The 25,575-nt window shown below is 40.6% G+C and carries 21 protein-coding genes; 12 read left to right on the forward strand and 9 right to left on the reverse strand.

Translation table 11 applies throughout. The features are described 5' to 3' along the window. Positions 1 to 314: 314 nt before the first annotated feature. The 3 genes from dusB to purH all read left to right on the forward strand — a co-directional run bounded on the left by dusB (position 315) and on the right by purH (position 3,702). Positions 315 to 1,277, forward strand: a complete 963-nt coding sequence (dusB, locus tag KO525_RS00140) for a tRNA dihydrouridine synthase DusB (RefSeq protein ID WP_215961766.1) — start codon at positions 315 to 317, stop codon at positions 1,275 to 1,277. Positions 1,278 to 1,346: 69 nt separating this feature from the next. Continuing rightward, positions 1,347 to 1,637, forward strand: coding sequence for a DNA-binding transcriptional regulator Fis (gene fis / locus KO525_RS00145; protein WP_215961767.1), 291 nt, complete (start codon positions 1,347 to 1,349; stop codon positions 1,635 to 1,637). 472 nt (positions 1,638 to 2,109) lie between these two features. Next, entirely contained in the window at positions 2,110 to 3,702 is a 1,593-nt protein-coding gene (purH, locus tag KO525_RS00150; RefSeq protein ID WP_215961768.1) for a bifunctional phosphoribosylaminoimidazolecarboxamide formyltransferase/IMP cyclohydrolase, read from the forward strand. Positions 3,703 to 3,821: 119 nt separating this feature from the next. On the opposite strand, the gene KO525_RS00155 is transcribed toward purH, so the two are convergent. Next, positions 3,822 to 5,426: an aminotransferase class V-fold PLP-dependent enzyme gene (locus KO525_RS00155; protein WP_215961769.1), complete on the reverse strand. Its 1,605-nt coding sequence runs from the start codon at positions 5,424 to 5,426 to the stop codon at positions 3,822 to 3,824. Positions 5,427 to 5,646: 220 nt separating this feature from the next. On the opposite strand from KO525_RS00155, the gene rraA reads away from it, so the two are divergent. Further along, positions 5,647 to 6,132: a ribonuclease E activity regulator RraA gene (gene rraA, locus KO525_RS00160; RefSeq protein ID WP_215961770.1), complete on the forward strand. Its 486-nt coding sequence runs from the start codon at positions 5,647 to 5,649 to the stop codon at positions 6,130 to 6,132. 2 nt (positions 6,133 to 6,134) lie between these two features. Beyond that, on the forward strand, positions 6,135 to 7,154 hold the full coding sequence (locus KO525_RS00165; RefSeq protein WP_215961771.1) for a formimidoylglutamase: 1,020 nt from the start codon (positions 6,135 to 6,137) through the stop codon (positions 7,152 to 7,154). 15 nt (positions 7,155 to 7,169) lie between these two features. Here KO525_RS00165 and KO525_RS00170 read toward each other — a convergent pair whose 3' ends face one another. The 4 genes from KO525_RS00170 to trmL form a co-directional block, all read right to left on the reverse strand. Then, positions 7,170 to 7,637, reverse strand: coding sequence for a helix-turn-helix domain-containing protein (locus KO525_RS00170; RefSeq protein WP_252736507.1), 468 nt, complete (start codon positions 7,635 to 7,637; stop codon positions 7,170 to 7,172). Between the two features lie 164 nt (positions 7,638 to 7,801). Continuing rightward, complete coding sequence (locus tag KO525_RS00175) at positions 7,802 to 9,586, reverse strand: GGDEF domain-containing phosphodiesterase (protein ID WP_215961772.1); 1,785 nt, start codon at positions 9,584 to 9,586, stop codon at positions 7,802 to 7,804. Between the two features lie 95 nt (positions 9,587 to 9,681). Next, positions 9,682 to 13,509: an EAL domain-containing protein gene (locus KO525_RS19895; protein ID WP_215961773.1), complete on the reverse strand. Its 3,828-nt coding sequence runs from the start codon at positions 13,507 to 13,509 to the stop codon at positions 9,682 to 9,684. Between the two features lie 178 nt (positions 13,510 to 13,687). After that, complete coding sequence (gene trmL / locus KO525_RS00185; protein WP_215961774.1) at positions 13,688 to 14,152, reverse strand: tRNA (uridine(34)/cytosine(34)/5-carboxymethylaminomethyluridine(34)-2'-O)-methyltransferase TrmL; 465 nt, start codon at positions 14,150 to 14,152, stop codon at positions 13,688 to 13,690. Between the two features lie 190 nt (positions 14,153 to 14,342). Between trmL and KO525_RS00190 the strand changes: the two genes are divergently transcribed. The 3 genes from KO525_RS00190 (at position 14,343) to KO525_RS00200 (ending at position 18,772) form a co-directional block, all read left to right on the forward strand. Further along, entirely contained in the window at positions 14,343 to 15,206 is an 864-nt protein-coding gene (locus tag KO525_RS00190; protein ID WP_252736508.1) for a transporter substrate-binding domain-containing protein, read from the forward strand. Between the two features lie 5 nt (positions 15,207 to 15,211). After that, complete coding sequence (locus KO525_RS00195) at positions 15,212 to 16,693, forward strand: methyl-accepting chemotaxis protein (RefSeq protein WP_215961775.1); 1,482 nt, start codon at positions 15,212 to 15,214, stop codon at positions 16,691 to 16,693. A 252-nt stretch (positions 16,694 to 16,945) separates the two neighbouring features. Beyond that, complete coding sequence (locus KO525_RS00200; RefSeq protein ID WP_215961776.1) at positions 16,946 to 18,772, forward strand: M1 family metallopeptidase; 1,827 nt, start codon at positions 16,946 to 16,948, stop codon at positions 18,770 to 18,772. 64 nt (positions 18,773 to 18,836) lie between these two features. Here the strand turns inward: KO525_RS00200 and KO525_RS00205 are convergent, their stop codons facing one another. Beyond that, entirely contained in the window at positions 18,837 to 19,838 is a 1,002-nt protein-coding gene (locus KO525_RS00205) for an alpha/beta fold hydrolase (protein WP_215961777.1), read from the reverse strand. Between the two features lie 189 nt (positions 19,839 to 20,027). Between KO525_RS00205 and KO525_RS00210 the strand changes: the two genes are divergently transcribed. Continuing rightward, positions 20,028 to 20,477, forward strand: coding sequence for a YaiI/YqxD family protein (locus KO525_RS00210; protein ID WP_215961778.1), 450 nt, complete (start codon positions 20,028 to 20,030; stop codon positions 20,475 to 20,477). Positions 20,478 to 20,490: 13 nt separating this feature from the next. On the opposite strand, the gene KO525_RS00215 is transcribed toward KO525_RS00210, so the two are convergent. Beyond that, on the reverse strand, positions 20,491 to 21,318 hold the full coding sequence (locus KO525_RS00215; protein ID WP_215961779.1) for an NAD(P)H-binding protein: 828 nt from the start codon (positions 21,316 to 21,318) through the stop codon (positions 20,491 to 20,493). Continuing rightward, entirely contained in the window at positions 21,308 to 22,249 is a 942-nt protein-coding gene (locus tag KO525_RS00220) for a bifunctional GNAT family N-acetyltransferase/hotdog fold thioesterase (RefSeq protein ID WP_215961780.1), read from the reverse strand. The genes KO525_RS00215 and KO525_RS00220 overlap by 11 nt, the downstream gene beginning before the upstream one ends. 84 nt (positions 22,250 to 22,333) lie before the next feature. Here KO525_RS00220 and KO525_RS00225 point away from each other — a divergent pair, with 84 nt between their 5' ends. Then, complete coding sequence (locus KO525_RS00225; RefSeq protein ID WP_215961781.1) at positions 22,334 to 23,077, forward strand: spermidine synthase; 744 nt, start codon at positions 22,334 to 22,336, stop codon at positions 23,075 to 23,077. Here the strand turns inward: KO525_RS00225 and KO525_RS00230 are convergent. Beyond that, positions 23,074 to 23,988 (reverse strand): LysR family transcriptional regulator, encoded by a 915-nt coding sequence (locus KO525_RS00230; RefSeq protein WP_215961782.1) that lies wholly within the window; start codon positions 23,986 to 23,988, stop codon positions 23,074 to 23,076. The two genes, KO525_RS00225 and KO525_RS00230, sit on opposite strands and share 4 nt — an antisense overlap. A 164-nt stretch (positions 23,989 to 24,152) precedes the next feature. Between KO525_RS00230 and KO525_RS00235 the strand changes: the two genes are divergently transcribed. Together KO525_RS00235 and KO525_RS00240 are read left to right on the forward strand one after the other, a co-directional pair. Then, positions 24,153 to 24,611, forward strand: a complete 459-nt coding sequence (locus tag KO525_RS00235) for a DoxX family protein (protein WP_215961783.1) — start codon at positions 24,153 to 24,155, stop codon at positions 24,609 to 24,611. Between the two features lie 143 nt (positions 24,612 to 24,754). Further along, positions 24,755 to 25,570, forward strand: coding sequence for a class III extradiol ring-cleavage dioxygenase (locus tag KO525_RS00240; protein WP_215961784.1), 816 nt, complete (start codon positions 24,755 to 24,757; stop codon positions 25,568 to 25,570). Positions 25,571 to 25,575 lie beyond the last annotated feature (5 nt).

Consider the following 25,575-nt stretch of genomic DNA (forward strand, 5'->3'; position numbering starts at 1 on the left):
TTTTTTGGCCGAACATTCTGTGTCGGCCAATGTTTTCCCGCCACTAACCTCTAAGCGATATAAAAGTCAATCATTTCAATCGCTTTTTTCACCCCTTTTTCGCTAATTCAGAAATGTTTTTTTCGAGTTTTTACTCAATTTTAAATGTCAATAGTTTAGTCCACAAAAAATACACAATTTGTTTAAAAAACAACCTTTGATTTTTGTTAAAAAAACAGTAAACTTGCCGCCCTTTTTTTGGTCAGTGACAGAATTGTGACTGAACTTAAAAAACGATTGAACTAATTAAATGCTAAACGAGGTTATGCGCTTTCATGCAAATTGGTCCCTACACTCTGGACAACAACTTAATTGTTGCACCAATGGCTGGAGTCACGGATAGACCATTTAGACAGTTATGTCGACGTATGGGAGCTGGCCTTGCGGTATCGGAAATGTTGTCGTCCAATCCACAGGTTTGGAAAACAAGTAAATCGATGAACCGAATGGATCACTTAGGTGAAACCGGCATTCGAGCGGTGCAAATCGCTGGAGCGGATCCAGACTTAATGGCAGAGGCCGCGGCATATAATGAAAAAAATGGCGCGCAAATCATCGACATTAATATGGGTTGCCCAGCAAAAAAGGTAAATAAAAAGATGGCGGGGTCTGCATTGATGCAATATCCCGACTTGGTTGAACAAATCGTCAAGTCGGTTGTCAAAGCAGTGAATGTACCTGTCACTTTGAAAACGAGGACTGGCTGGAATACCGATAATCGAAATGGTGTTGAAATTGCCAAAATTGCTGAACGAAATGGAATTCAAAGTTTAGCAATACACGGCAGAACGCGGGCTTGTATGTATAAAGGCCATGCTGAATACGACATTATTAGAGAAATAAAGGACTACATATCGATTCCGGTTATTGCTAATGGTGATATCGATTCACCAGAAAAGGCAAAGGAAGTCTTGGAATATACAAACGCAGATGGGCTAATGATTGGCCGAGCTGCACAAGGTCGTCCCTGGATTTTCAGAGAAATTGACCATTATTTACGAACTGGCGAGTATCTCGCTGCCCCTGACAAAGAGGAAGTTCGAGGCATCTTGTTGGAGCATGTGATAAACCTGCATCAACTTTATGGCGAAGTACTGGGACCCCGAATTGCGCGTAAGCACGTTGGGTGGTACTTGCAAGACCAAGACACGGATAAGTCTTTTAGAAAGTTATTTAACGCTATCGAATCTGGCAATGAACAGTTAGATGCATTAAATAAGTATTTCGAATTTGAATAGGAAAGCCCATTCGCTTTTGAATGTCGCTTTGAGTCTTAACCTTATTTTAATGATAGAGAAATAATAAACATGTTTGACCAAAACGTAGCAACACCGTTTATAACGAACGCACACATCCAAACTGCTGACAAGCCTCAGCCTCTACGTAACGAAGTAAAAAAAGCGGTACGTAACTATTTACAAACGTTAAATGGTCAAGATTCTACCGATGTTTATGACTTGGTTTTATCAGAATTAGAAAAGCCATTATTGGAAGAGATCATGACTTACACTCGCGGTAATCAGACTCGTGCAGCCAATATGTTGGGCATTAACCGTGGTACTTTACGTAAGAAGTTAAAGAAATACGGAATGAACTAATCTCCCTTGGGAGAACATTAAAAGCACCCTCGGGTGCTTTTTTACTTACAGGGACGTAAGTATGCCGGGCCTTCAGGGATGAAGATTAGACCGGCGACTTACAGGGACGTAAGTATGCCGGGCCTTCAGGGATGAAGATTAGACCGGCGACTTACAGGGATGTAAGTATGTCACGATTTCAAGGACGAAAAAAAGTGACCACTTACATCGGATGTAAGTATGCCGGGCCTAATTTGGCGCTCTTTAACCAGAGTTAGTGGCAAAGTACTAAGTTAAAAGTAAAAGGACAGTTTTAAAAACAAATTATTACGTAAAAATAGGTATGGTTTGTTACTAGGAAGTCTAGTTTAAAACTGAGCTGGTTTAAGTTTCGCGACAATAATTAAGCCAGCTAACTTTTTACACACCAATTTCTTTACGGTTGTGGTTACGACCATGACTTTAATCAACCAAGCTAAGGTATATTGATTCAATGGATACATTACGACCTGTTCGCCGCGCTCTAGTCAGCGTGTCCGACAAAACTGGTATAGTAGAATTCGCGCGTAAGTTAGCCTCTCACGGCGTTGAAATATTGTCTACGGGCGGCACATTCAAACTACTCACCGAAAATGGCGTAAACGCAATTGAAGTTTCCAATCACACTGGTTTTCCAGAAATGATGGACGGTCGTGTTAAGACGCTTCACCCTAAGATCCACGGTGGCATTCTAGGCCGTCGCGGTACCGATGATGCGGTAATGACTGAACACGACATTGCACCTATAGATATGGTTGTTGTAAACCTATATCCGTTTGCAAACACAGTTGCAAATCCAGATTGCACAATGGAAGATGCGGTAGAAAACATCGACATTGGCGGACCGACAATGGTTCGTTCTGCAGCAAAAAATCACAAAGACGTTACGATTGTTGTAAATGCCAAAGACTACGACCGCATTTCAGCTGAACTTGACGCCAACCAAGGTGCGACATCGTTTGAAACTCGTTTCGACCTAGCAATCGCAGCGTTTGAACATACTTCTCGTTATGACGGTATGATTGCAAACTACTTTGGCAAAATGGTTCCTGATTATTCAGACAATGCCGACGAAGTTGAAGACTCTAAATTCCCTCGCACCTATAACATGCAATTCACTAAGAAATTAGAAATGCGTTATGGCGAAAACAGCCACCAAGATGCAGCCTTTTATGTTGAAAACGACATTGAAGAAGCATCGGTAGCAACAGCAACACAACTCCAAGGTAAAGCGTTGTCTTATAACAACATCGCTGATACCGACGCAGCTCTGGAGTGTGTAAAAGAATTCACGCGCCCAGCTTGTGTCATCGTTAAACACGCAAACCCTTGTGGTGTTGCTGTTAACGATACCATTTTAGAAGCGTATGACCGGGCTCACAAAACTGACCCTACGTCAGCGTTTGGTGGCATCATTGCATTTAACCGCGAGTTAGATGCAGATACTGCTGAAGCGATTATTTCACGCCAATTTGTTGAAGTAATTATCGCGCCTAAAATCTCTGCAGAAGCTGCACAAATTGTTTCTGCGAAACAAAATGTTCGACTTTTAGAAACAGGCGAATGGGGAACTAAAACAACTCAACCTGACATTAAACGTGTTAATGGAGGTTTGTTAGTTCAAGACCGTGACCAAGGTATGGTTGCTCAAGACGAGCTTAAAGTTGTTTCTAAAGTACAACCAACTGAAGCCCAACTTAAAGACTTAATGTTCTGCTGGAAAGTGGCGAAGTTTGTTAAATCTAACGCTATTGTATACGCCAACGAAGAAATGACTGTTGGTGTGGGCGCAGGACAAATGAGCCGTGTTTATTCAGCTAAAATTGCTGGGATCAAAGCCGCTGATGAAAACTTAGTTGTTGAAGGTTCAGTTATGGCCTCTGACGCATTCTTCCCGTTCCGTGACGGTATCGATGCTGCTGCAGCTGCAGGCATTAAAGCAATCATCCAGCCGGGTGGGTCAATGCGCGACGACGAAGTTATCGCTGCTGCTGACGAACATGGAATTGCAATGGTATTTACTGGCATGCGTCACTTCCGCCACTAAATTCTAGGATATTGATATTAAAAGCCGAACAACCGTTCGGCTTTTTTTTGTTCAATTAGTTTCTGTTGCTAATCCCACCGACTAATTTGTTAATCCCACTTTCCTAATGTAATGTTCCGCTAACTTTTTACTAGCGTATTTGAAACACATTGAGTTTGTAAAAATAAAGGCAAGTTATAAATATCCGCCACTTCTTCAAGACTGTATAAACATATTTGCATCCAATGTCTCGACACTAGGTATTTAGGTTCATAATAGAGCGAATAGCCTTTATCCAATAGTGAATCTGCAAGCTCAATAATGTCGATATCTGAGGGTATCGCAATGGTGAATATACAACTTAGATTGTCATTATTCTCTGCGACGACCGTTATGCCTAAAGCCTTTAATCTAGAAAATAAGTAAGCACTTGCTTCGGCAATTATTTGGTATTTCGATTGCCAGTCGGTTGTTGTCAACGCGTTATTAAAGGCCCTCAATAAATTGGAGCTTAGAGTAAACGGTATCCCACCCCGTTGAGCGTACAAAGATAGATCTAAATACGCAGGTAACATCCTATTATTTAAAAATTCACCATGTTCCCGCGCCACAAACGCCAAACCAGAATACGAACCAATCCCTTTGCCACTAGAGCCTGATACTAAATAGGCACCATCAAAATTAGTTTCTTCACTCCCTAGTAAACTAATGGCGTCAATGCAGCATTTAACATCATAACTTAAACACAGGTTGAGCAATTTTCTGTAGGGGTTTTTAACACCAGTGGACGTTTCTAACCCTACAAACCAAAGCCACCCAAGTGCTTTATCGGAAGTTAATACTTTTTCAATTTCAGGCAGATCAAATTGTTGCCCCCAATCGACTTTAAGCAGTTCAAACTCCAAGCCCCAGCGTCTAGCTTGCTCTGCAAGTCGTTCGCCAAATTCGCCATTAACTAAAATGACGCCTCTTTTTTGCAGTTGTTGTATTTGGCCCGCGACCAAATCGTTTGCTAATGTCCCAGAACCTTGAACAATATAGGCTTCTGGCATAGCAGTTTGCTCGCATATTTTAGCAATTGTATGTTCATACAGATCTAAAAAGCAGGCGCTTCGATGGGAAATAGGTTCTAAAGACAAAGCGTTGCTGACATTTTCCGATATTTCTACAGGCCCAGGGTGCAAGTTCAGCTTTTTGTGTTTTGACGTTTTGATATTGTTTAGCATTGTCGCCAACGATAAGTATTTTTTTAGTGTTAAATACATCGGTTGGTATTGAGCACGAGTTGTTCCTACTGTCGGCCCAAATGATACAAAGCCCATTCGACGATACAGACGAGCCTCTCGTAATGTAGCAGAAATTAATGCAATGTCCTGTCCCTGCCCAGCATAATGAGTCGATAATTTTTCGATCAAAATTCCGCAAACTTTAGTTTTACGGTAACTCGGGTCCACCGCTAATAGTCTAACTTCGACAGGCTGACTATTTAATGGCAATAAACTATCTAACCCTTCAATTTTTATATCGAGTGAAAATGGCCTTTGCGTTCGGCCTGCGATCATCGCAACCAATTGGCTGCCGTTTTTGCAAATAAAATAGGTATTTTCAAGATGAAACTTATCGACTAGTTTGCCCTCTGGGTTTCTCTCATGCTGTGGGATCTCTTCGACAAACGTTAGATAGTTTAGCTTATGAATTGCTTCAAATTCCTCGGCCGTTTCAGCTATTTTATACTCTAACTTCAATGTTCATCCTCCTAATTTTGTTGTACTTTCGACTCATCAGGAAATAAAAAGTTCTCGGCTACCAAGTTTTATCCTGAAAAAAGTTAGCTTACATACTAATACTACTGCTCCTAATTGTAACCTAACCATAATTGATGTTTTCTAACGAGACATAAACAATTGGTAATGCGACCTAAGCCAGATATACTAAAATCTAATCACGCTACCCAATGAGGCTACCATGCAATATAACACTTCTGAACTATGTGATATGTACACAGAGCAGGTTGATGTCGTCGATCCTATCTTTGAACAATACGGTGGACTGACTTCATTTGGTGGTCAAGTTCGCACCATCAAGTGCTTTGAAGACAACGCTCTTATATTAAACGTTGTCTCGACAGACGGCACAGGCAAGGTACTCGTCATCGACGGTGGTGGTTCAACTCGACGTGCATTGATTGATGCAGAAATTGCAGAATTAGCCGCAGAAAATAATTGGGAAGGCATCATTTGTAACGGCAGTATCCGTGAAGTTGACGCCTTAGAAGACATCAATATTGGTGTTGTCGCATTAAATTCAATTCCGGTTGGTGCGGACGATCAGGGCATTGGTGAGGACGATATTGCCATTAATTTTGCCGGTGTCACATTTTTACCAGACGATCATCTTTATGCCGACAGTACTGGTATCATTTTAAGTCCAGAACCACTTGATATTGAATAAGAATGTCGTATCCGATAGCGCTAACTACTGATGCTGATCTAACACGGTTTAAACAAAAGCGACTTGGTGAATCCCACGTCGCTGACGTTATTTCAATACCGAGCGATTTGGATTTGCTTAGTACGCTAAATCAGGCAAAGTTAGATGGTGTTACAACTGTCTTTGTTGGCGTGCCAGAAGACATTGGACCTAGAGCAAACTGTGGCAATGGCGGTGCGGATAAAGGCTGGCCGGCTTTTTTAAATGTACTGTTAAATCAGCAAGCCAATCAGATGTTTGACTGGTCAAAATGTTTGTTATTAGGCCATGTTGTGGTGAATGATTTTTTAGCCAAAAGTCATCTTGATCCTAGTTTAAGCAATCTTCGACAGCTCTGTGCCGATATTGATACTCGCGTAAAAGAGGTGTTAACCCCTATTTTTGATTTAGACTTTAACCTCGTGGTGATTGGTGGTGGCCATAATAATGCCTATCCAATCTTAACGTCGTTAAGTACCAGTGCGAAGTCTCAAGTGAGCTGTGTCAACCTTGACCCGCACGCTGATTTCAGAAACCAAGAAGGCCGACATTCTGGCAATCCTTTTCGATATGCTTTTGCCGATGGCATTTTAGCTGGCTATCATGTATTTGGTTTACACGAGCAAAAAAATAATCAGGATACGTTAACCGAACTAAGTAAAGCTGGTTTTAGTTATACGAGCTATCAATCGTTGTTTATTCGCCAAGATCAATCTATTGAAGATTCAATGCAACAAGCCCTTGTTCAACACCAAACATTAGGTTTACCTTCCGGTGTTGAGCTCGATATCGATGCTATTAAATATGCCGCAGCAAGTGCGTTTAGCGTTTCAGGATTTACATTAGAGCAAGCGGCACGTTATGTGTTCAAAATGAGCAGTAACGATACAAATCGCTACTTACATATTTGTGAGTCCGCGCCAACAGATACGCAACAAAATGAAGCAGGACAAGCAATCATGCAACTGGTATACAGCTACTTAATTGCCAAACACCCAAGTTAATATTGAGGTTTCGTCCTAATCTTTTTCTGACTGTTCAGTGTCGTACCAAATACCGTATTTATCGCCTTGCCAAGTGAGCAATCTAAATAAATGCGCGGTGACCAAAAAGATAATACCACCTGCTAAGATGCTCTCGTAAACAAACCCCATAACACAAAATATGAAAGCAAATATATGGCTAACCACTTCAATTCTCACACCAGTGGCGCGATTTGGGCGCATCTGTAAATAGTTAATAATGAACCAACCTTTAAGTATTGGTGACATTGCTTTCCAATTATCTGACCCTTTATCAATCATAAGTTCCTCCTGATTTAATACATTAATATCTACATCAAGAGCCGCTGCTAAACATTTTAATGATTCCGTACTCGCATTATGACCACTCTCAATACGTTGAATCGTTCGAACACTCAGCCCCGATATCTCTGCTAATTGTTCCTGCGATAAATACCGACTAATACGGAGTTGTTTTAAAATCATTTAGTCATTGCCCCTTGATTGAGGTGAGATAATGTAAAAAATATACCGCTGTCAGTTACGACAAACACCTGACATTTGCCCGACAGTGGGTTTTTCGGCCCTTTTCAGCGTACTGATTTAATATAAGAGTGAAATAAGCAAAAATATAATCGTCAATATTAAAGCTATTTGTGAAGTGATGCTCCAGTATTTTGCCACTGCTCTAGCCAGGTCTCAAATCCAGAAAGCTCAAACGGTTTACTGTAAAAATACCCCTGTGCTAATCGACATTGAGTATCTCGTAATTGATGGATGGTCGACTCAACTTCAACGCCATGACCAACGGTATTTATATTTAAGTTGCGCGCCAGTCCGATAATCGCATTTAAGTAAGCATTGTTTTTTTCTGTACTGGCATCGGTATTTAAACTTTTACAGTCAATTTTTACATACCAAGGTGAAAACTTATTAAAGCAACTAAGCGCACTTTGATCTTTACCAAACTCATCCAATCCCACACGTACGCCAAGGTGCGATATTAAGCGTGTTATTTTAAGTGCACGTTCCGGATCTTGAGCAAATGCCGATTCTTTAATTTCAACCACGAGTTTGTCGGGTGCAACTTGATATTTCTCAAGCAAATTTGCAATTGTATCCACCAGCTGAGACTGGAATAACTCTTTGTTAGATACATTTACAGCTAAGTATTGTTCACATCCATGGAGTTGCATTTTAGCCAATTTTTTTATCGTTTGTTCAAAGCACCAGACACTGAGTTGATAAATAACCCCAGATTCTTCTGCGAGGGTAATAAACTGATCCGCGGCTAATATTTCGCAATTATCTCGACGCCATCGAATTAGAACTTCACCTCCTTCAACTTCATTAGTGATCAGATTGATTTGAGGCTGAACAAACAATTCAAATCGGTCATGGTTTAAATCTTCCCGCAACTGACTAATCACTGCGCGGTTATTGTGGAGGCGACTTTCTAACTTGTTTTGAAAATAAACAGAGGTTCCATCTTGTTGTTGATAACTTAATGCAAGATAGGCTTGTTCTATTAGGTCCTGTGCCGACCCTCCGTGCTCTGGGTAACTTGCAACTCCAAATTGAATCCCAACATCAACCGCTGTTGCATTAATTAACAAAGGTTCGTTAATGACTTCTTTAAGTTTTGACAATAATGTTTCCGTGACATCGTTTTTCCCATCATCGCGAACAGCAAAGCTAAAATCTACACCACCTAATGTTGCCAAAAATGCCGTTTGTGAATGCTCTGACAATAACAATATGTCGGGTGATTGCTTGAGTATATTCCGGATCCGACTAGACATCTGTAACTTCACCATATCGCCATTTTGATGGCCTATAAGCGAATTCAGCAATTCAAAATTAGTTAGTTTAAAAATGACGAGATTAATTGTTAATGAAGAATGGATCTTTAACTGCTTATCAATTTTGTCTGTAAACGCCAACTTATTAGGTAGGCCGGATGCGAGGTCTAATCCAATTGCAATTTCGTTTTTGGAATGTTGTTTTGAATCAGCGTGATGCGCACGGGTTATTTGCCGTAACGACCAAAAATTGTACCCAATAGTCGCCATGGAGCAAATGACAATTGGCAACATAAACAAGAATAAGGAAGACCAGAACAGTTGATTTAAGATTATGATAATTAAACAAATGAGAACTAACGACCATTGTTTAACGTAGTCATGTACTTGTCTAAACATACCAGGCCAATTGCACCCAATACCGATTAATGCAGTAACCAAAGCCGCCATAAGCAAATAGCCATGGTCAAATTTGTGGGCTTGTTGTACTAAAATTAAAAAAGTGCCAAGCAAAATTTGGCTAATAATAGTCGGCACGACACGCCAGTTGTGCAAGATAACGAAGTTAATTAACAGTATGACAAACAATGTTGCGCAGATGCCAACTTCAACGGTTAATTGTGTTTCAGTCATTCAAACCCCAAACTAATTACTACGGGTTAACGTTATACCAGACAACACTTTGTTTGATGTTTGATAAATGGAACGGCTAAATGAAACAAGTCGATTTAACCGTCTATTGAGCCGATTTGTTTATATTCAGATTTCAATAATTCAGGGACTTGATCCGCAGCAACTGGCCTACTAATCAAATACCCTTGAATTTCATTACAACCCATAACGTGCATTAAATAAGCCTGCGCTTCGGTTTCAATACCCTCAGCAATAACGGCGATTCCGAGGTGTTTTGCCAATTGTACAATGACAGACGTAATATTACGGTCTTGTTCGTCAAACTCGATATCTTTGACAAAAGTTCTGTCTATTTTGATCCTATCGATAGGGAACGTTTTTAAATAACCGAGCGAACTGTGACCTGTACCAAAGTCATCTAATGCGATACTAAGACCTTTACTCCGCAACTGACCGACACTTTTAAGTGCGCGTTCAGGTTCACGCATCATTGCGGTTTCAGTTATTTCCAACTCAATGTAATTATGTAAGTTACCTTCCGACTCAATAATTTTAAGCAAACTATCGCAAAAATCGGCCTGTTGGAAATTTAATGCTGAAATATTAACGGCGACTTTCCCTCGCATTAAACCGCTTTTAAGCCAGACTTTTACTTGTTGGCAAACGGTTTTTAAAACATAAAAATCCAACTGGCGAATTAGGCCATTATCTTCTGCGATGGAAATAAACTGATCTGGAGAGACTAAACCACGATTTGGGTTCTGCCAACGCACTAACGCCTCAAAGCCACAAACTTCATTTTCTTTTAACTTAAATTTTGGCTGGTAATACACCAAAAATTCATTTCGATTTAAACCGGCAATTAGCTCACTTTCTAAACTCAACTTATCGTTAACTAAATCGTCCATTACATCATCATAGATAAGACAGTTATTACGTCCGGTAATTTTAACTCTATTGAGCGCAGTGTCGGCACAACGCATTAATACTTCAGGCTTGTCACCATGGATAGGATACACCGAAGCCCCCATGCTTACTGAAATACTGATCTCTGTTTCATCTAACCAAAATGCTGGTCGCAACTCACGTTGAATATCTTTCGCAATGCGTTTTATGAAAAACGCTGGGACACCAGAAAACATCTGATTAGGAATTAAAATGGCAAACTCGTCACCGCCTAGTCTGGCTAAGGTAATGCCCTTTGCCAAACATTTTGCGATTCGTTCCGCAACTAAACCAATAAACTCATCACCCTTTAATGGACCAAAGCTTTCATTTACCTTTTTAAAATTATCTAGGTCTAAAAACATTACCGCAAAATTTGGTGCATGTGCCGTTGTCATATCAATAGTATGTTGTACATGTTCGGTAAATAACGTTCTATTTGGAAGATTGGTTAACGGGTCGCGAGTCGCGAGTAAACGCAACTCTTGTTCACTGTTTTTACGATGCGTTATGTCAGAAAATACACCAACAAATTTCACGTCTGTTTTTGACATCAAACGGTTTTCAGTTTCCACTCGAGTTACGGACAGATCCAATGAAACTTTTTCGCCAGATGACTTTTTACTCCAAACTTCGCCTACCCAAAACCCAGTCTTAGTAACTTCTTGCCAAATTAAACTTTCGAGTTCGTGGTTGCGGCCGAAATCAGCGTGTAGCTGAAAACTTTTTCCGTCAACGTCTTCTAACTGATATCCCGTTATATCAACAAATGCTTGATTGACCGACTGAATTTCTCGGTCTTTGTTTGCTATCCACACACCATCACGTGTTGAGTCAAGTAAAGATAAAATAAACGCCTCTTGTGTCACAGAGTTAAACGCCACTTTTACTCTACCGATCCGCTCATAAACAATGACCATGAGTAGAACAAGTAAAAATCCAGCTACAAATATGATGACCCATTTGGTTTGGAAAAAACGATAAGGGAGAATGTAATTAAAACTTTTTGCATGCTGCCATGACTGCCCCTCTAAACGCGCTTGAAGCTCTAATTGATTGGCACCTTGGCGCAAATTCTTTAACGTCAAAGAGTGATTAAACATCGAAACCACAGTCCAGTTTATTTCGTCAGAATACTTAAACCGAACTTGCATTTGCTGTGAAGGGTGTTGTTTTGCGATATTAAAAGCCAATCGAATTTCATCACTGTCGCTCGACAACGCGATCTTGTTACCAACATTAACGAGGTATTGTGCTTCGTAATCATCAATCACCTGCTGCACAACAAAATTAGGCTCTGCGTTCATTTCATTTACGGCCAATGAACTTAATTTAAACCAGCCGCGTTGGCTGTTAAAAACAAGGTCTTGGCGGATATCCGAAGTGGCATCAAAAATACGATTAAATCCACTGTAGTAAATTTTGGATTGTAATGTGGAAGGGTCAAATAACGCGACTTTATTAGGGTAAATCAACCATAGCTTTTGGTTGCTCGCAACCGCCAACGATAGTAAAGGAGTTAATTGATTTAACGCATCTAACCTTACTATTGAACGCGACAGATCTTTTTTGTCGACACGGTGTAACCCCTGACTCGTTGCAAAATACAAGGCATCACCTAAATGAACCGAATTAGAAACTTTCCAAGGCAAGGCACAGTCTGAGTTACATTGAATAGGATCTTGAAGCACTATTTCACGACCATCCCCAGATAACGTCCGGATCTCATCTTTGGCAAAATAAATCAACCGCGTCGTATCAAACGGAAAAACCGCATCGCCTGATTGGCGTGGCTTATCGGTAGTTACGGTCATCGAGTTTTTATCTAATGCGATAAACCGGTTTGCAGAGACTAGCCATAAATGATTTTGGGTTTCAAATAGGTGAGTATAAACCTTGTTTTCGTTTGGCGATGGTTGCCAAACCGGCAGCCAACTCTGTCTGCCGTTTACCTGACGCTCGTAAAGTGTCCCGTTTTTAAGGGCATAAATTTTAGATTTGGTAATAAGATTAGAGTTTGCGAAATCACTCCAAACGGGTGCATCTTGAGGTTCGACACTTATGGGCTGCCACCAAGAAACTTGAATATCAAACGGTGTACTAAGCCAAATATTGCCACTTCTATCGATAAATACATTTTGAGAAAAATTGGCTTCTCTGACTTTCAAGGCGGGATTTCGAGTGCTGTACAAAAACTCCCCCTTGCGAACGTGGAGGTCACGACCGCTAGATATAAGTTCACTAATCCCAGTTTGATTCGCGACTTTATCAATTTTTGCTGTATCTAAATTTAATGAATAAAGATCCCCCTGTTGATTAAGCATGACAAGGGAGTTTTTAACAGCGGCAAACGACACAAACTCATTGTCAAAACCAAAAGTTTGCCAACTGTTATCTAAACTAGAATATTGTTCGATAGTATCGTCAAACAACAAAAAAATATGTTCATTAAAAGAAGTAACTTGTTTAGGTTGTTGCAGTGGTTCAATTGGTCGAATTAAATTTGAAATCACACTTTGTTGCGGTTCTGAACCAATCAAGCTCAACTGATAAATACCGGCTGTCGTTTGTAAATAAAGGTTAGTTTTATCAACTAAATTACCTTTACCCTGCAGAATTTTAACAACCTCAATTTGGCTTTTTTCTTTAACACCAGTCGTTGGCCATACTTGCGTTAAGGTTGAGTGTGGATTAGTTAACGAGACACGAAACACCTGCCTAGGCGTTGTAATAAAAGCATCATTGCCAATAAATTCGGCACCGGTAATTTTTTGTTCGAATGAAAAAGAGCGAAAAGATACAAACTGAATATCACGAAAAACACTTAACCCCTGCTCTGTTACTAACCAGGTTTGGCCTTGTGCATCTTGACCAAATGCGACACTGTTTTCCATGATGTGAGGGGAAGGTAAAGTTATTGGAATAAAGTCGGTGTGATTTTGAGCCTTTGCGCCAAAGGCGCAAATAAAAATTAGCACTAGCAATCCTAGCCGAATAGTTGCATTTTTCAATACGATTTTCATTTCCATTTGACTGCTTCAGAAGAAGTTAAATTTAGCATAGTCAAAAAATGTACATCTGCCAAAATAAACTTACAAAAATTAAAGTTAAATTGTTAAAAACATTTAAAAATAATATTTTTAACAACGCATTTAATTACATTGCACCGGCAAAATCCAACTGCCGCCAAGACTCATAAACAAAGACTGAAACCGCATTTGACAAGTTCATACTGCGACTTCCAGATTGCATTGGAATTCTAAGCCAATTTGGGCTTTGAATTTGGGCTAATACATCATCCGGTAACCCTCGAGTTTCAGGGCCAAATACCAAACTGTCACCGGCTTTGTATTTTGCTTCATGGTGAAAAGACTGACCTTTAGTCGTGCAGGCATACAGTTGAGATTCTGGGTATTCAGCAACAAACGCTTCAAAATTAGGGTATCGTTTAACATTCGCAAACTCGTGATAATCCAACCCCGCACGACGGACTTTTTTATCATCCCAATCAAACCCCAATGGCTCAATTAAATGCAACTTATAACCCGTGTTTGCACACAATCGAATAATGTTGCCTGTATTAGGGGGAATTTCCGGCTGGTATAACACAATATTTAGCATGAACTTATTCTTTACCTTTCTAATTCTGAGCAGGCTGTATATTACTAAATTAAGTCCATGCACACGACACATTATTATTTAAATTCTTGCGGCACATATTGCGGCACTTAATGCATACGTATGTTCAATTTCCATTTGCTGTTTAATGTTATGTTTTAGCCCTACGTTTAAGCTTGTTTTAGGGGGTTAGATGCCATCTCGATTTATAAAAACCACAATACTATCAATTATATGGTTAACCTCTGCCGTGGCTTATGGCAGCCCAGTGAAATTACAAAGTTACTCTGGAGATACGTCGCTTCCACACAAAATTCTGGTGGAAACTCTCAAGCGCGCTAACTTAGAATATATCTACCCGTATGCTAGTGATAAAGACGTTTCAAATGCCCGTATTTTGAATGATGTAAAAACAGGCAGCTTAGATGTAATGTGGAGCATGACGTCAAGACAATTGGAGGACGATTATCAAGCTCTGTATTTTCCGCTTTTTCGCGGTATGTTAGGAATGCGACTTGCAATCGTTAAGGCCCAAAATAAACATCTTTTTGCCGGTGTAAAAACATTAAGTGACCTAAAGGCTTTCTCCGCTGGGCAGGGGAAAACCTGGCCCGATACTCGAATTTTGGAACACAACGGGTTAACGGTTGCCAAGACCCTAAAGTACCCTAACTTGTTTTATATGCTGGAAGGGGAACGTTTTGACTATTTCCCACGAGGCATAAATGAGCCTTGGGATGAAATTGTTCGTCATAAAGAACTCGATCTTATTGTCGAGCCTCACATTATGGTCAGATACCGCGCACCACTTTATTTTTTCCTGCGAAAAGACAATGTTGCGTTGCAACAAACAATGATAACAACGTTGAACAATATGGTTGCCGACGGCACGTTCGAACAAATGTTTTTGGCCGATACCCAAGTAAAAGCCGCTTTAAGTAAAGCCAATGTAGCAGGCAGGATCATTATCGATTTAGAAAACCCGCTATTAACCGAAAGAACACCAATCAACAGAAAAGAACTATGGTTTGACCCTATTTCTTACACAGGAAATTAATCAGCATGAACTCCATTTCTAAAAAAGTCATTGTCGCAGTCAGCGCCGCGCTGTTTGTCGCTTTTGTCATTGTGTCCATTGTGAGCAATCAATTGCAATCTCATACAGAAAATAACCACTGGCAACAAACTCAAGAAACATTAAAAAATGAACTGAGCGTTATTCTCGCTGAGCCAGTGTATTCATACGATAAACCGCTGATTTCCAGTATTATTCAGGCGTTTGTTAAAGATAACAACATCAGTAAAATTCGCGTTGTTGATCATCGAAACCAAGAACTCGGAAACAGTGGTTTTACGACTGAGTCAACATTAGACAAGGTCACTATTCCTCTAACTTGGAATGACTCGCAACAAATTGGCCACATTGAACTGTCATTATCATCTGAGTTAACCGATAAACGAATTGCAACGTCTACCGCGAACGTCACTGTATCACTGCTAATTTTTGTTGTAGTCACTGGTATTTTTATTATGGTGATCATCAATCGCGTTGTGGTTAAACCGTTATCGAGTGTTAACAAGTTACTCCAAGAGATTGCGCAGGGTGGCGGCGATTTAACCAAACGAATCAACTATAAATCAAACGACGAAATAGGCCTTCTAGTCACTGGATTTAACCAGTTTATCGGTGAGGTTCAACAATTAATAAGCGAAGTGGCGGAAACATCACAGGGCCTCGACGACGTCGCCAAGCAGGTGAAACACGCAAGTGAAAAATCCCACACAGAAGCCAATAACGAATCGGCAAAAACTGAGGCTACGTTAAGTCATTTAGAACAGCTTAATGCCGCGACAGCCGATATTGCTCAAAATGCGACCACCGCAGCAACCAGTACAAATGAAGCACGAGACACTTCAAACCGTAGCCGGGAGCAAATGAACATTAATCTACAGCAGGTTAGTGAATTAGTTTCAGAATTAGACAATACGTCAAATATTGTGACTAAATTGAATCAAAGTAGCGACAATATTTCCGGCGTTCTGGATGTCATCAAAAGTATTGCCGAACAAACAAACCTACTTGCATTAAACGCAGCGATTGAAGCGGCTCGTGCTGGAGAGCAAGGTCGTGGCTTTGCCGTTGTGGCAGATGAAGTAAGAACGCTTGCGCAACGCACTCAGTCATCAACTAAAGAGATTGAGATCATCATAGCCTCTCTGCAGGCCCAAGCTGGAGAGTCGGTTAGTGCAACTAACCGCAGTAAGGAATTGGCTGAATTGGTAATCGAATCGACCGAAATCACCAGTACAGCGATGAACGCTATCGCCGACCAGATGAATCATATCTCTGATATGAATAATATGATCGCCAGTGCGTCTGAGGAACAATCGTCGGTGACCAACGAAGTTCGAAATACAATGGAGCAAATACATAAAGGGGCTGCAGGGCTAGTTCACGAAGCGGAAATGCTGGAAGGGAGCATTCTACAATTATCAGATTTAGAAACCGGCTTGATGCGTCAAATAAAACAATTTAAATTTTAATTCCCCCTAAATATTGGTTCAGCTTAGGCAGTGTGAATAAGCTGAACCAGAATATCTCTCAGACAGTTACCTTAAAATGCGTGAAAGCAGCGCTAGGTAACATGCACGATTTTGTGTCTATTTAAACGCCAACAAGTTTACACTCTCGCCTTTCATCGCAGTAATTATCAGTTGTTTAGAAATTGTATCGATGATTGTTATTTGTCATCATGTCGTTGCCCACTTTTTATTTACAATGAAAGAAAAATAACAATGATAAATACGTTCAAATTATTCGCAGCAACCATATTACTGGTTTGTTCGCTTAGCGGTTTTGCACAAACGTCTGATCCACATTCTTTTGCTAACTTTGACCAAGTTAACGTTAGTCATATTGACCTCAACTTAAACGTCGATTTCAACAAAAAACAACTTACTGGCTCAGCAACGCTAAGCCTAAAATGGCTTGATAAAACAACTAATTCGTTAGTTTTAGATACCCGTGATTTAACGATTAAATCCATCAACTCTGGCGGAAAAACGTTAGCGTATAAACTGCACAAAGCAGATCCTAACCTAGGAAGCGCTTTGGTAATCGACATTGCAAATGGTACGGACAAGGTAACCATCGCTTACTCCACTTCACCAAATGCTTCAGGGTTACAATGGTTGTCTCCTGAACAAACAACTGAAAAGAAACATCCATTTTTATTCAGCCAAGCGCAGGCCATTCACGCCCGTAGCTTTATCCCATTGCAAGACAGCCCAACAGTTCGTGTAACTTACGCGGCAACGATTACAACACCAAAAGAATTAGTGGCAGTAATGAGTGCGAATAACGACGCCAGCGCGCCACGAAATGGTGTTTATCATTTCCAAATGCCTCAGGCGATTCCATCATATTTAATTGCAATTGCCGTGGGTGACTTGCAATTCCAAGCAATTGGTAAAGATACTGGCGTTTATGCTGAGCCAAGCGTACTGGCCTCTGCCGTTAATGAGTTTAGCGATACCCAAGCCATGTTAGACATTACCGAAAAAATGTACGGCGCGTATCCTTGGGAACGTTATGACTTATTAATTTTACCATCGTCATTTCCTTTTGGCGGCATGGAAAACCCTAGATTGTCGTTTATCACGCCAACGGTTATTGCCGGCGACAAATCGCTTGTGTCGCTAATCGCTCACGAACTTGCGCACTCATGGTCAGGTAATACAGTGACCAACTCCAGCTGGCGTGACCTTTGGTTAAATGAAGGATTCACAACTTATTTAACTTATCGGATCATGGAAGTCATTTACGGTACGTCGCGATTTGATATGGAAGCTTTGTTAGGTTACCAAGATTTACAAGCTGATTTAGCCGTACTACAGAAAGACGATCAACGTTTAACCATCGACTTAACAGGTCGTGATCCTGACGATGTTTTCAGTAATATTCCTTACGAAAAAGGCGCTTTGTTTATTCGAGAAATAGAGCAACAGGTCGGCCGCGCTAATTTTGATGAGTTTTTAATGGCCTATTTTGAGCATTTTAAATTCCAAAGCATCGACACAGAAACATTTTTAGCCTATATCCAAAAACATTTGATAACACCTTACCATTTAGACTTAGACCGAATTAAACAGTGGATTTATACACCGGGATTACCAAAAAATCATCCAATACCAAAATCGGATGCGTTTACTATCGTTGACCAAAACAGAATGTCTTGGTTAAACGGCAATGTGAAAGCTACACAGTTAGACGTTAAAGAATGGACAGTGCACCAATGGTTACATTTTTTAAATAACTTACCTGATCAACTTTCTGCAGCCCAATTGGTTGAATTAGACTCTGCATTTAAATTGACTCAGTCGACCAATAACGAAATTGCCCATAGCTGGTTAGTTTTAGTTGTTAAAAATGATTATCAACCAGCTTTTGAACGCCTAGAAACGTATTTAATAAGCATTGGTCGTAATAAGTTAGTTAAACCTTTGTATCGTGAATTAGCAAAAACAAGCAAAGGTAAAAAGTTTGGGAAACGCGTATTTAACATCGCTAAACCTGGCTATCACCCGCTTACCGTCAAAGCAAATGAAGGTTTCTTTAACTAGTTTGATTTTGGTTAAGACAACCTTTAAATAAAATCATAACATCCACTAATGAACTTCTAAGTCATTAGAGGGTGTTATGTTTATCCATAAATTGAAAAATGTGTTTTAGCGCCAAAACTCTTCGTTGATCTGCTTCGATAAAAATCTCGTGCTGACTTCCGGCCACAACAATAGGTAAATTTGAATACAGCGTAGGATTTAGCCGTTTAAGTTCCTCGCAAAACTCATCTTGTGCCTTATTTTCTACTACAGTGTCATCTCCGGCCTGTAAAACTAACACCGGAATTTTTACCCTATCCAATTGCTCAAAAGCTAAATCCAATGCGTCAATAGATGCCTGTAACCACCCAAAAGTAATGCCACCTAATTGAATGTTTGGATGTTGATCATAAATATCGCGGAAGTAGTTGTATCGCGCTTTACTGGTTGTCAGTTCATTATTTTCAAAGGCTTTTCTCGAATAGTTTTTGCCACCAAAAAAGTAGGCACTGTCACGTCCAGTCCATTGGGTCATTCGATTACCTAATTTGACAATATTGCGCGCCATATTCTCCGGAAAGTTAGCCGATATAAAGCCCCACATGGGTGACGAAAATGATGCTGTAGTAAAAACCAAAGGGTAATTTTGAATATATCGTAGACCTATTGCGCCACCCATTGAATGACAGATCAGATGTAAATTTTGCAAGTTATACCCTTGGACCACGCCCTCAACAAACGTATTCAAATCAATTATATAATCGTCAAAGTTCTGTACGTAACCCTTGTGACTATTGCGCAAGATCCGCGACGACAACCCCTGTCCTTGGTGGTCGATAATAAAAACATGGTAGCCTTGGTTGACTATGTCATAGGCCAACTCTTTGTATTTTAAATATCCCTCAACTCGACCAGGACTTATCACAACGCCGCCTTTAGGGTTTTGACAAGGTAAATGTACATAATGGATATCTAAGCCAATAGGGTTCTTAAATAATCCAGGTTGGGCCGTTTGGTTCCAAAATGGGTCGAGTTGGGTAATAACAAATTGACTAAAATTAGACTCTCTAGAATTCAAGCTGTTCATTTAATTTAACGTAAGTTCCATGCTGAAGTCGCAAAATAGCGCAGTGTTTCACCACACTATAATCTTGTATTGGTCTTATTCATTTAAGAATAGTGGATTGACCCTTGAAGTAAATCAAAAATAAACAAAAGTAGGCAAGCTGTTTAAAATTAATTACACTTCGGACGTGATTTGAAAAGGAACAATAGTATGAAAATTTGGGTAGATGCCGACGCTTGTCCTGTCGCAGCAAAAGAAATTCTGTACCGAGCAGCAAATCGAACTCAGATTGAGTTGATATTAGTTGCCAACCAATACCTAAAAGTTCCGCCCTCTCCTTTTATAACCACCATTCAAGTGCCTAGTGGTTTTGACGTTGCTGACAATGAAATTGTATTACGCGCACAACCAGAAGACTTAGTGATCACAGCAGATATTCCATTAGCCTCAGAAGTCATCGACAATAACGCAATTGCCCTGAACCCAAGAGGCGAGTTGTACACTAAGCACAATATAAAACAGCGCCTCAACATTCGTGACTTTATGGATACGATGCGAGCAAGTGGCGCAGATACCGGTGGTCAGCCTAAATACGGCGATAAAGACAAACAACAATTTGCCAACGCCCTTGATAAATATCTAGCTAAACACCGTAAATAAATTATCGACGCGGTTATTCGTGACAGGCTCGAACGCCAGCGAATAAATCTCGGTAACGGTATCGAAAAGCCGAATGTAACTCAATCAAATCACCAGACACCCATTTTGATGATTGTCGAGTCGGTAAGCTCTTTGAGGCCGGTTTGTCATTGTCACCCGCTTGCATCTGCGCAAAGCGATAAAAGTCCTGCTTAGTGGGGTGGTTAGGCGCCACAATATTATAAATTTTTTCTTCACTAACGGGTTGGTTGATCAAATGTGTTATGGCACTAACCACATCGTCAATCATTACCATGTTAACCAGCTGTGATGCATTTGATTGATTTATTTCAACTTTGAAACGACCCGGTGCACGGTCTTTCCCCATTAGCCCAGCTAATCTTAGGACGTGTTTAAATTTCGCACTACTGTTTAATACGCTGCACTCAGCATTATATAAGACCTTAGTCTTTAATTGGCTTTGGTCAAACGGACTAAACTCATCATTTTTTTGACTCTTAGTATAAATCCCTATCGAACTGGTAAAAATGATGTGTCTAACCTTATGTTTTTGCGCTTCATTCACGATTGCAGAAATATTGGCTGGATAACTTTCAGCCAATCCAGATTTGAATCCTGGCGGAATACAAATCACCACAACTTCCGCGTCAAATAACGTTAGGTCTCCTGATAACTGACCGTTTTCAATATTTAGTGGCAGATACTCAACATCACTAATGGGTTCTTTTGGCGTATTCGCACGAAAAGATACCTTAACTCGATTTTTCTGCTGATTTAATTTAGTTGCCAATCGGCTGCCTAAATAACCATTAGCAATGATAGAAATTGTTTTATCCGTCAACTTTACCTGCCTTTTTAGATTTATTAACTTTCCCACCTTTGGGAACGACAACATATTGCCCAGTAAACTTAGCAACCGGTGTAACGTCATCAAGCACTTCAACTTGCACCGCTATGCGCGCCATTTTTGCTTTAAGCAGTGGTTTAAAGTCACCGACGATATTGTCAAAATTTGCCACGGCTCGAGGGAGTTCAGTTACCGGTTTGTGGTAATGAATAGTGGCATCAGCCAATACTAAGTCCCCTTCCACATCGTTTTCTTTCATCATTAAATGAACCAATCCCCACCCCGTTAGCGTTGCAAGGGAGTAGATGCTCCCCGCAAACATAGTACCGTGTAGGTTCATGTTTGGGTTTAATGCCGCTCGTGTTTCAAATGTCGTGCCTGTGTATTGGTAAACTCGGATCCCCATAAGTTGGGTTATTGGAATTTGTTGATGCCAAATATTTTGTAAATCGACACACCAATGTGGGTTTCTAATGATCACTTCAGACGTCTCAAGAGATTTACACATTTGTACATGGGGTATTGCCCCAAATATCTCAGGAGCGTCACCTGTAACCACGTAGCCGAGGTTTTCATAAAAATTAGTTGCGCTGGTACGCGCGTTTAAAATAACCCGCTCAACGCCTTCCTGCCTTGCTATAGCTTCCAAAGATTCTAACATCATAGTTGCTAAGCCTTTGCGGCGATGTTGTTCTGTTACCGCCATATAGCGAATTTGTGATTCTTCACCATTGACCAAATGCAATCGGGCTACGCCCACAACGTTGCCAGCTTCATCTTTGACCATTCGGTGCCAAGCATGTTGTTCATATTCGTCTTTCTCTGACCCTCTAGGTTGTTGTAAAGGCGCTCGCAATATCTGCCAACGTATCTCATAGTACTGTTCCCACTCCTGTTCTGAATGTGGTGCAACTACTTGATACATATTATTTCTCCCCAAGTATCCAAAACGATATACACTTTCTATTATAGTTATTATTAAAAACCCAAGGTTTATTAAAAACTAACAATGAAGTTAGCGCAAACACTTACGCCAGATAATGAAAATAAAACGATATATATGGTCAAAAGTTCCTTTGGCAATATTGAGATCCGTCAAAGCGGGCGCCAATCTTGGCTGCTCGTTAATGGTATTGTGCAAACCGCCATAGAGAACAGCAGGCCCTATCGTTCTCTGTTACCGCACAATTATGTCATGCTGTTACCGTTAAACTACGATGACGAACCCAAATCAATTTTGGAATTAGGAGGTGGCGGTTTATTTATTAATCGCTATTTGTCGCATTCAAGGCCGGATATCAAAGTCACCAGCGTTGATTGTTGTGCAGAGGTCATCGACTCGGTTAAAACCTATTTTCCTGCGAGTGCTAACTTAACTATTGTAGAAACCGATGCAATAGATTATCTCGAGCACTTAATCGTAAAAAACAGCACATTTGATTGGGTTATTGTTGATATTTTTATTGGGGACAGCAACAAACTCGCGACCGCTCAGCGGTCTATTTTTGCTAAAATAAATCAATGTCTAAACCAATTTGGTTGGTTAGTTATCAATATATTAGATACCTCAGAGCAAACAATCGAACAATTAAACCAGGGTATATTGGCGGAATTTGACGAAACCCCGTATCGTTTTGCGGTTCCCGAAATGCAAAATCAGATTATGATGTTGCGCAAGGGAGGTGACTTTAAGTTCCCAGAATCGGTTGCGCAACACGATCTGAACAAGACCTCACATACCTTCTCACATTAATCAATCGATTCATCCCAATAAGGTGGTACGCCATAATAACCTTCAATGAAATCGATAAAACAGCGCACTTTATTTGGCAGTAATTTTCGGTGGGCGTAGACCACATACAAGCCCATAGGATCGAGTTCAAACTCGGGCAGTACAACGTTAAGCTTGCCACTTCGAACCGCCTCACTGGCGATAAAGGTAGGTTGCAACACCAAACCTGCGCCTGCAATTGCTGCATCAACCAAAACGTCACCATTGTTACTTTGAAAATCTCCAACAGACTTACTGTTCTTGGTTTTTAACCATTGGAAAATATCGTTCTCTTTGCCGTCCATTTCGATATAGCTGTAATGCAAATAGCGGTGATCTTTAAGGTCTTCTGGTTGTTTTGGTACACCGTGCTTTTTTAAATAGTCCGGCGATGCGCACAAAATTATTCTAATCGGCGCGACGCGTTTGGCAATAAGCGACGAGCTCTTAAGACGACCAATGCGCAGCGCAATGTCAAATCCCTCGTCAACGATGTCAACTTTGCGGTCGTTCAGTTGTAAGTCTACAGTCACAGATGGATAATGCAGTTGAAAGTCAGTGACTAACCGCGCCATATGTTTTAGCGCAAATGACACTGGGGCACTAATTCGCAATGTACCTTTGGGACTTTGTTGTAGCCCACCTAATTGCGACTCCATTTCGTCAATACTTGATAAAATCTGCTGTGCATGTTGAAAATAATGGGTCCCTGCCTCAGTGAGGCTCACTTTGCGTGTGGTCCGATTAAGCAAACGAACATCGAGTCGTTCTTCTAGTTTAGAAACATACTTACTCACCAGCTGCGGCGATATTTGCATTGCTGTAGCGGCATTACTAAAACTGCCTTCAATTACAACAGAGACAAATGCTCGCATTGCATCAACTCTATCCATCAAGTCCTCCGCCTTTTAATTCAAACATTATCAACATTATGTTGTTAATCATTCCACATTTTCCATATTACTCTTTTATTCTGTTGATAGTAAAGTGTGTTCATCCCAAGAGACGGGCAAATTAATTGTTATTTCAACTACAAAAATGGTTAGAGGAATTACCGATGAAAACTTCATTATTAAATAAAATATTAACTTCAGATGCGGGTTTTGCCGCACTAATCCTTCGTGCTCCTGTTGGCTTAATTTTGGCTGCACATGGTGCCCAGAAACTATTTTCTTGGTTTGGTGGATATGGGTTAGATGGCACTGGACAATGGATGGCCAGTATTGGGCTAACACCAGGTTACTTAATGGCAATGCTAGCCGGCAGCGCTGAATTTTTTGGCGGAATTGCATTACTATTAGGATTGTTAACCCGCCCTGCCGCAGTGGTTTCAGCATTCACGATGTTGGTTGCTATTGTCACCGTACACCTTGGAAACGGTTTATTTATGGCGAACAATGGCTATGAATATGGGTTAGTTTTATTTGTCGTATCAATTGCATTAGCCATTCAAGGTGGTGGTCGTTTCAGTTTAGATAACCTTATAGTGAACAAACTGACTCCTAAGCTAAACTAATCGCTAGCTATTCCCCTGAGAATGACAACGCAGGTATTGATACCGCTTTAAAAAACTTAAAGCGGTATCATTCCCGTTAAGACTGATTTGCGAGTCGCACTTCATTCTGAAAATTTGACTAAGTTAATCTATTTGGAACCAAAATGAGCAATGTCAATATCGCATTTATTTCCCACGGAGGCGGGCCAATGCCTTTGCTTAATGACCCTTCACACGCGGAATTAGTCACTTATCTAACGTCATTGGCCAGTACATTTAAAAAGCCCAAAGCCATATTACTGATCAGCGCCCACTGGGAAGGATCAGTCGCGACAATTACCGCGAGCAGTCACCCTGAAATGATCTATGACTATTCGGGCTTTCCCGCTGCTGCGTATCAATTGCAATACCCAAGTCCAGGCGAGCCCAAACTCGCAACTAAAGTTCAACAAGCTTTACTTAATGCAGGCATCGCAGCACAACTAGATTATAAACGAGGTTATGATCACGGCGCATTCGTGCCTTTAACTTTGATGTACCCAGCGGCAGATATTCCGGTTATTCAATTGTCGTTGCTCAATAATCTTGATCCACTGCAACACCTTGCTATTGGCAAGGCACTGCAGTCCATTCAATATGATGAATTACTGGTGATTGGTTCCGGGTTTTCATTTCATAATATGCGAGAGTTTTTTGCACCTGATACCGAAGAACGAAGAGCTAAAAATCTCGCTTTTGAACAATGGTTGCATACCACGTTATCTGATCAAAACAGCTCTGAGTCAGAACGTTGGGATAAAATGGCAAGCTGGACCAACGCACCGCATGCTCGGTATTGTCATCCAAGAGAAGAGCACCTCTTGCCATTGCATATTTGTTATGGATTGGCGGGTAGAAAAAGTGATGAACAGCAAAGTGTTACCGTACTTAATAAACAATCTAGCGCATTTGTTTGGCGCAGTAAGTCTGATATCAATTAATAAGT

Source organism: Psychrosphaera sp. B3R10, assembly GCF_018861025.1.
GTDB classification, from domain to species: Bacteria; Pseudomonadota; Gammaproteobacteria; order Enterobacterales; family Alteromonadaceae; genus Psychrosphaera; species Psychrosphaera algicola.

Coding starts and splice junctions, on each gene's coding strand:
- KO525_RS00175 (WP_215961772.1), bottom strand. CDS start 9,586: ATGACTGAAACACAATTAACCGTTGAAGTTGGCATCTGCGCAACATTG.
- KO525_RS00195 (WP_215961775.1), top strand. CDS start 15,212: ATGAACTCCATTTCTAAAAAAGTCATTGTCGCAGTCAGCGCCGCGCTG.
- fis (WP_215961767.1), top strand. CDS start 1,347: ATGTTTGACCAAAACGTAGCAACACCGTTTATAACGAACGCACACATC.
- KO525_RS00205 (WP_215961777.1), bottom strand. CDS start 19,838: ATGAACAGCTTGAATTCTAGAGAGTCTAATTTTAGTCAATTTGTTATT.
- dusB (WP_215961766.1), top strand. CDS start 315: ATGCAAATTGGTCCCTACACTCTGGACAACAACTTAATTGTTGCACCA.
- purH (WP_215961768.1), top strand. CDS start 2,110: ATGGATACATTACGACCTGTTCGCCGCGCTCTAGTCAGCGTGTCCGAC.
- KO525_RS00210 (WP_215961778.1), top strand. CDS start 20,028: ATGAAAATTTGGGTAGATGCCGACGCTTGTCCTGTCGCAGCAAAAGAA.
- KO525_RS00170 (WP_252736507.1), bottom strand. CDS start 7,637: ATGATTTTAAAACAACTCCGTATTAGTCGGTATTTATCGCAGGAACAA.
- rraA (WP_215961770.1), top strand. CDS start 5,647: ATGCAATATAACACTTCTGAACTATGTGATATGTACACAGAGCAGGTT.
- KO525_RS00165 (WP_215961771.1), top strand. CDS start 6,135: ATGTCGTATCCGATAGCGCTAACTACTGATGCTGATCTAACACGGTTT.
- KO525_RS00235 (WP_215961783.1), top strand. CDS start 24,153: ATGAAAACTTCATTATTAAATAAAATATTAACTTCAGATGCGGGTTTT.
- KO525_RS00225 (WP_215961781.1), top strand. CDS start 22,334: ATGAAGTTAGCGCAAACACTTACGCCAGATAATGAAAATAAAACGATA.
- KO525_RS00220 (WP_215961780.1), bottom strand. CDS start 22,249: ATGTATCAAGTAGTTGCACCACATTCAGAACAGGAGTGGGAACAGTAC.
- trmL (WP_215961774.1), bottom strand. CDS start 14,152: ATGCTAAATATTGTGTTATACCAGCCGGAAATTCCCCCTAATACAGGC.
- KO525_RS00240 (WP_215961784.1), top strand. CDS start 24,755: ATGAGCAATGTCAATATCGCATTTATTTCCCACGGAGGCGGGCCAATG.
- KO525_RS00230 (WP_215961782.1), bottom strand. CDS start 23,988: ATGGATAGAGTTGATGCAATGCGAGCATTTGTCTCTGTTGTAATTGAA.
- KO525_RS00190 (WP_252736508.1), top strand. CDS start 14,343: ATGCCATCTCGATTTATAAAAACCACAATACTATCAATTATATGGTTA.
- KO525_RS00200 (WP_215961776.1), top strand. CDS start 16,946: ATGATAAATACGTTCAAATTATTCGCAGCAACCATATTACTGGTTTGT.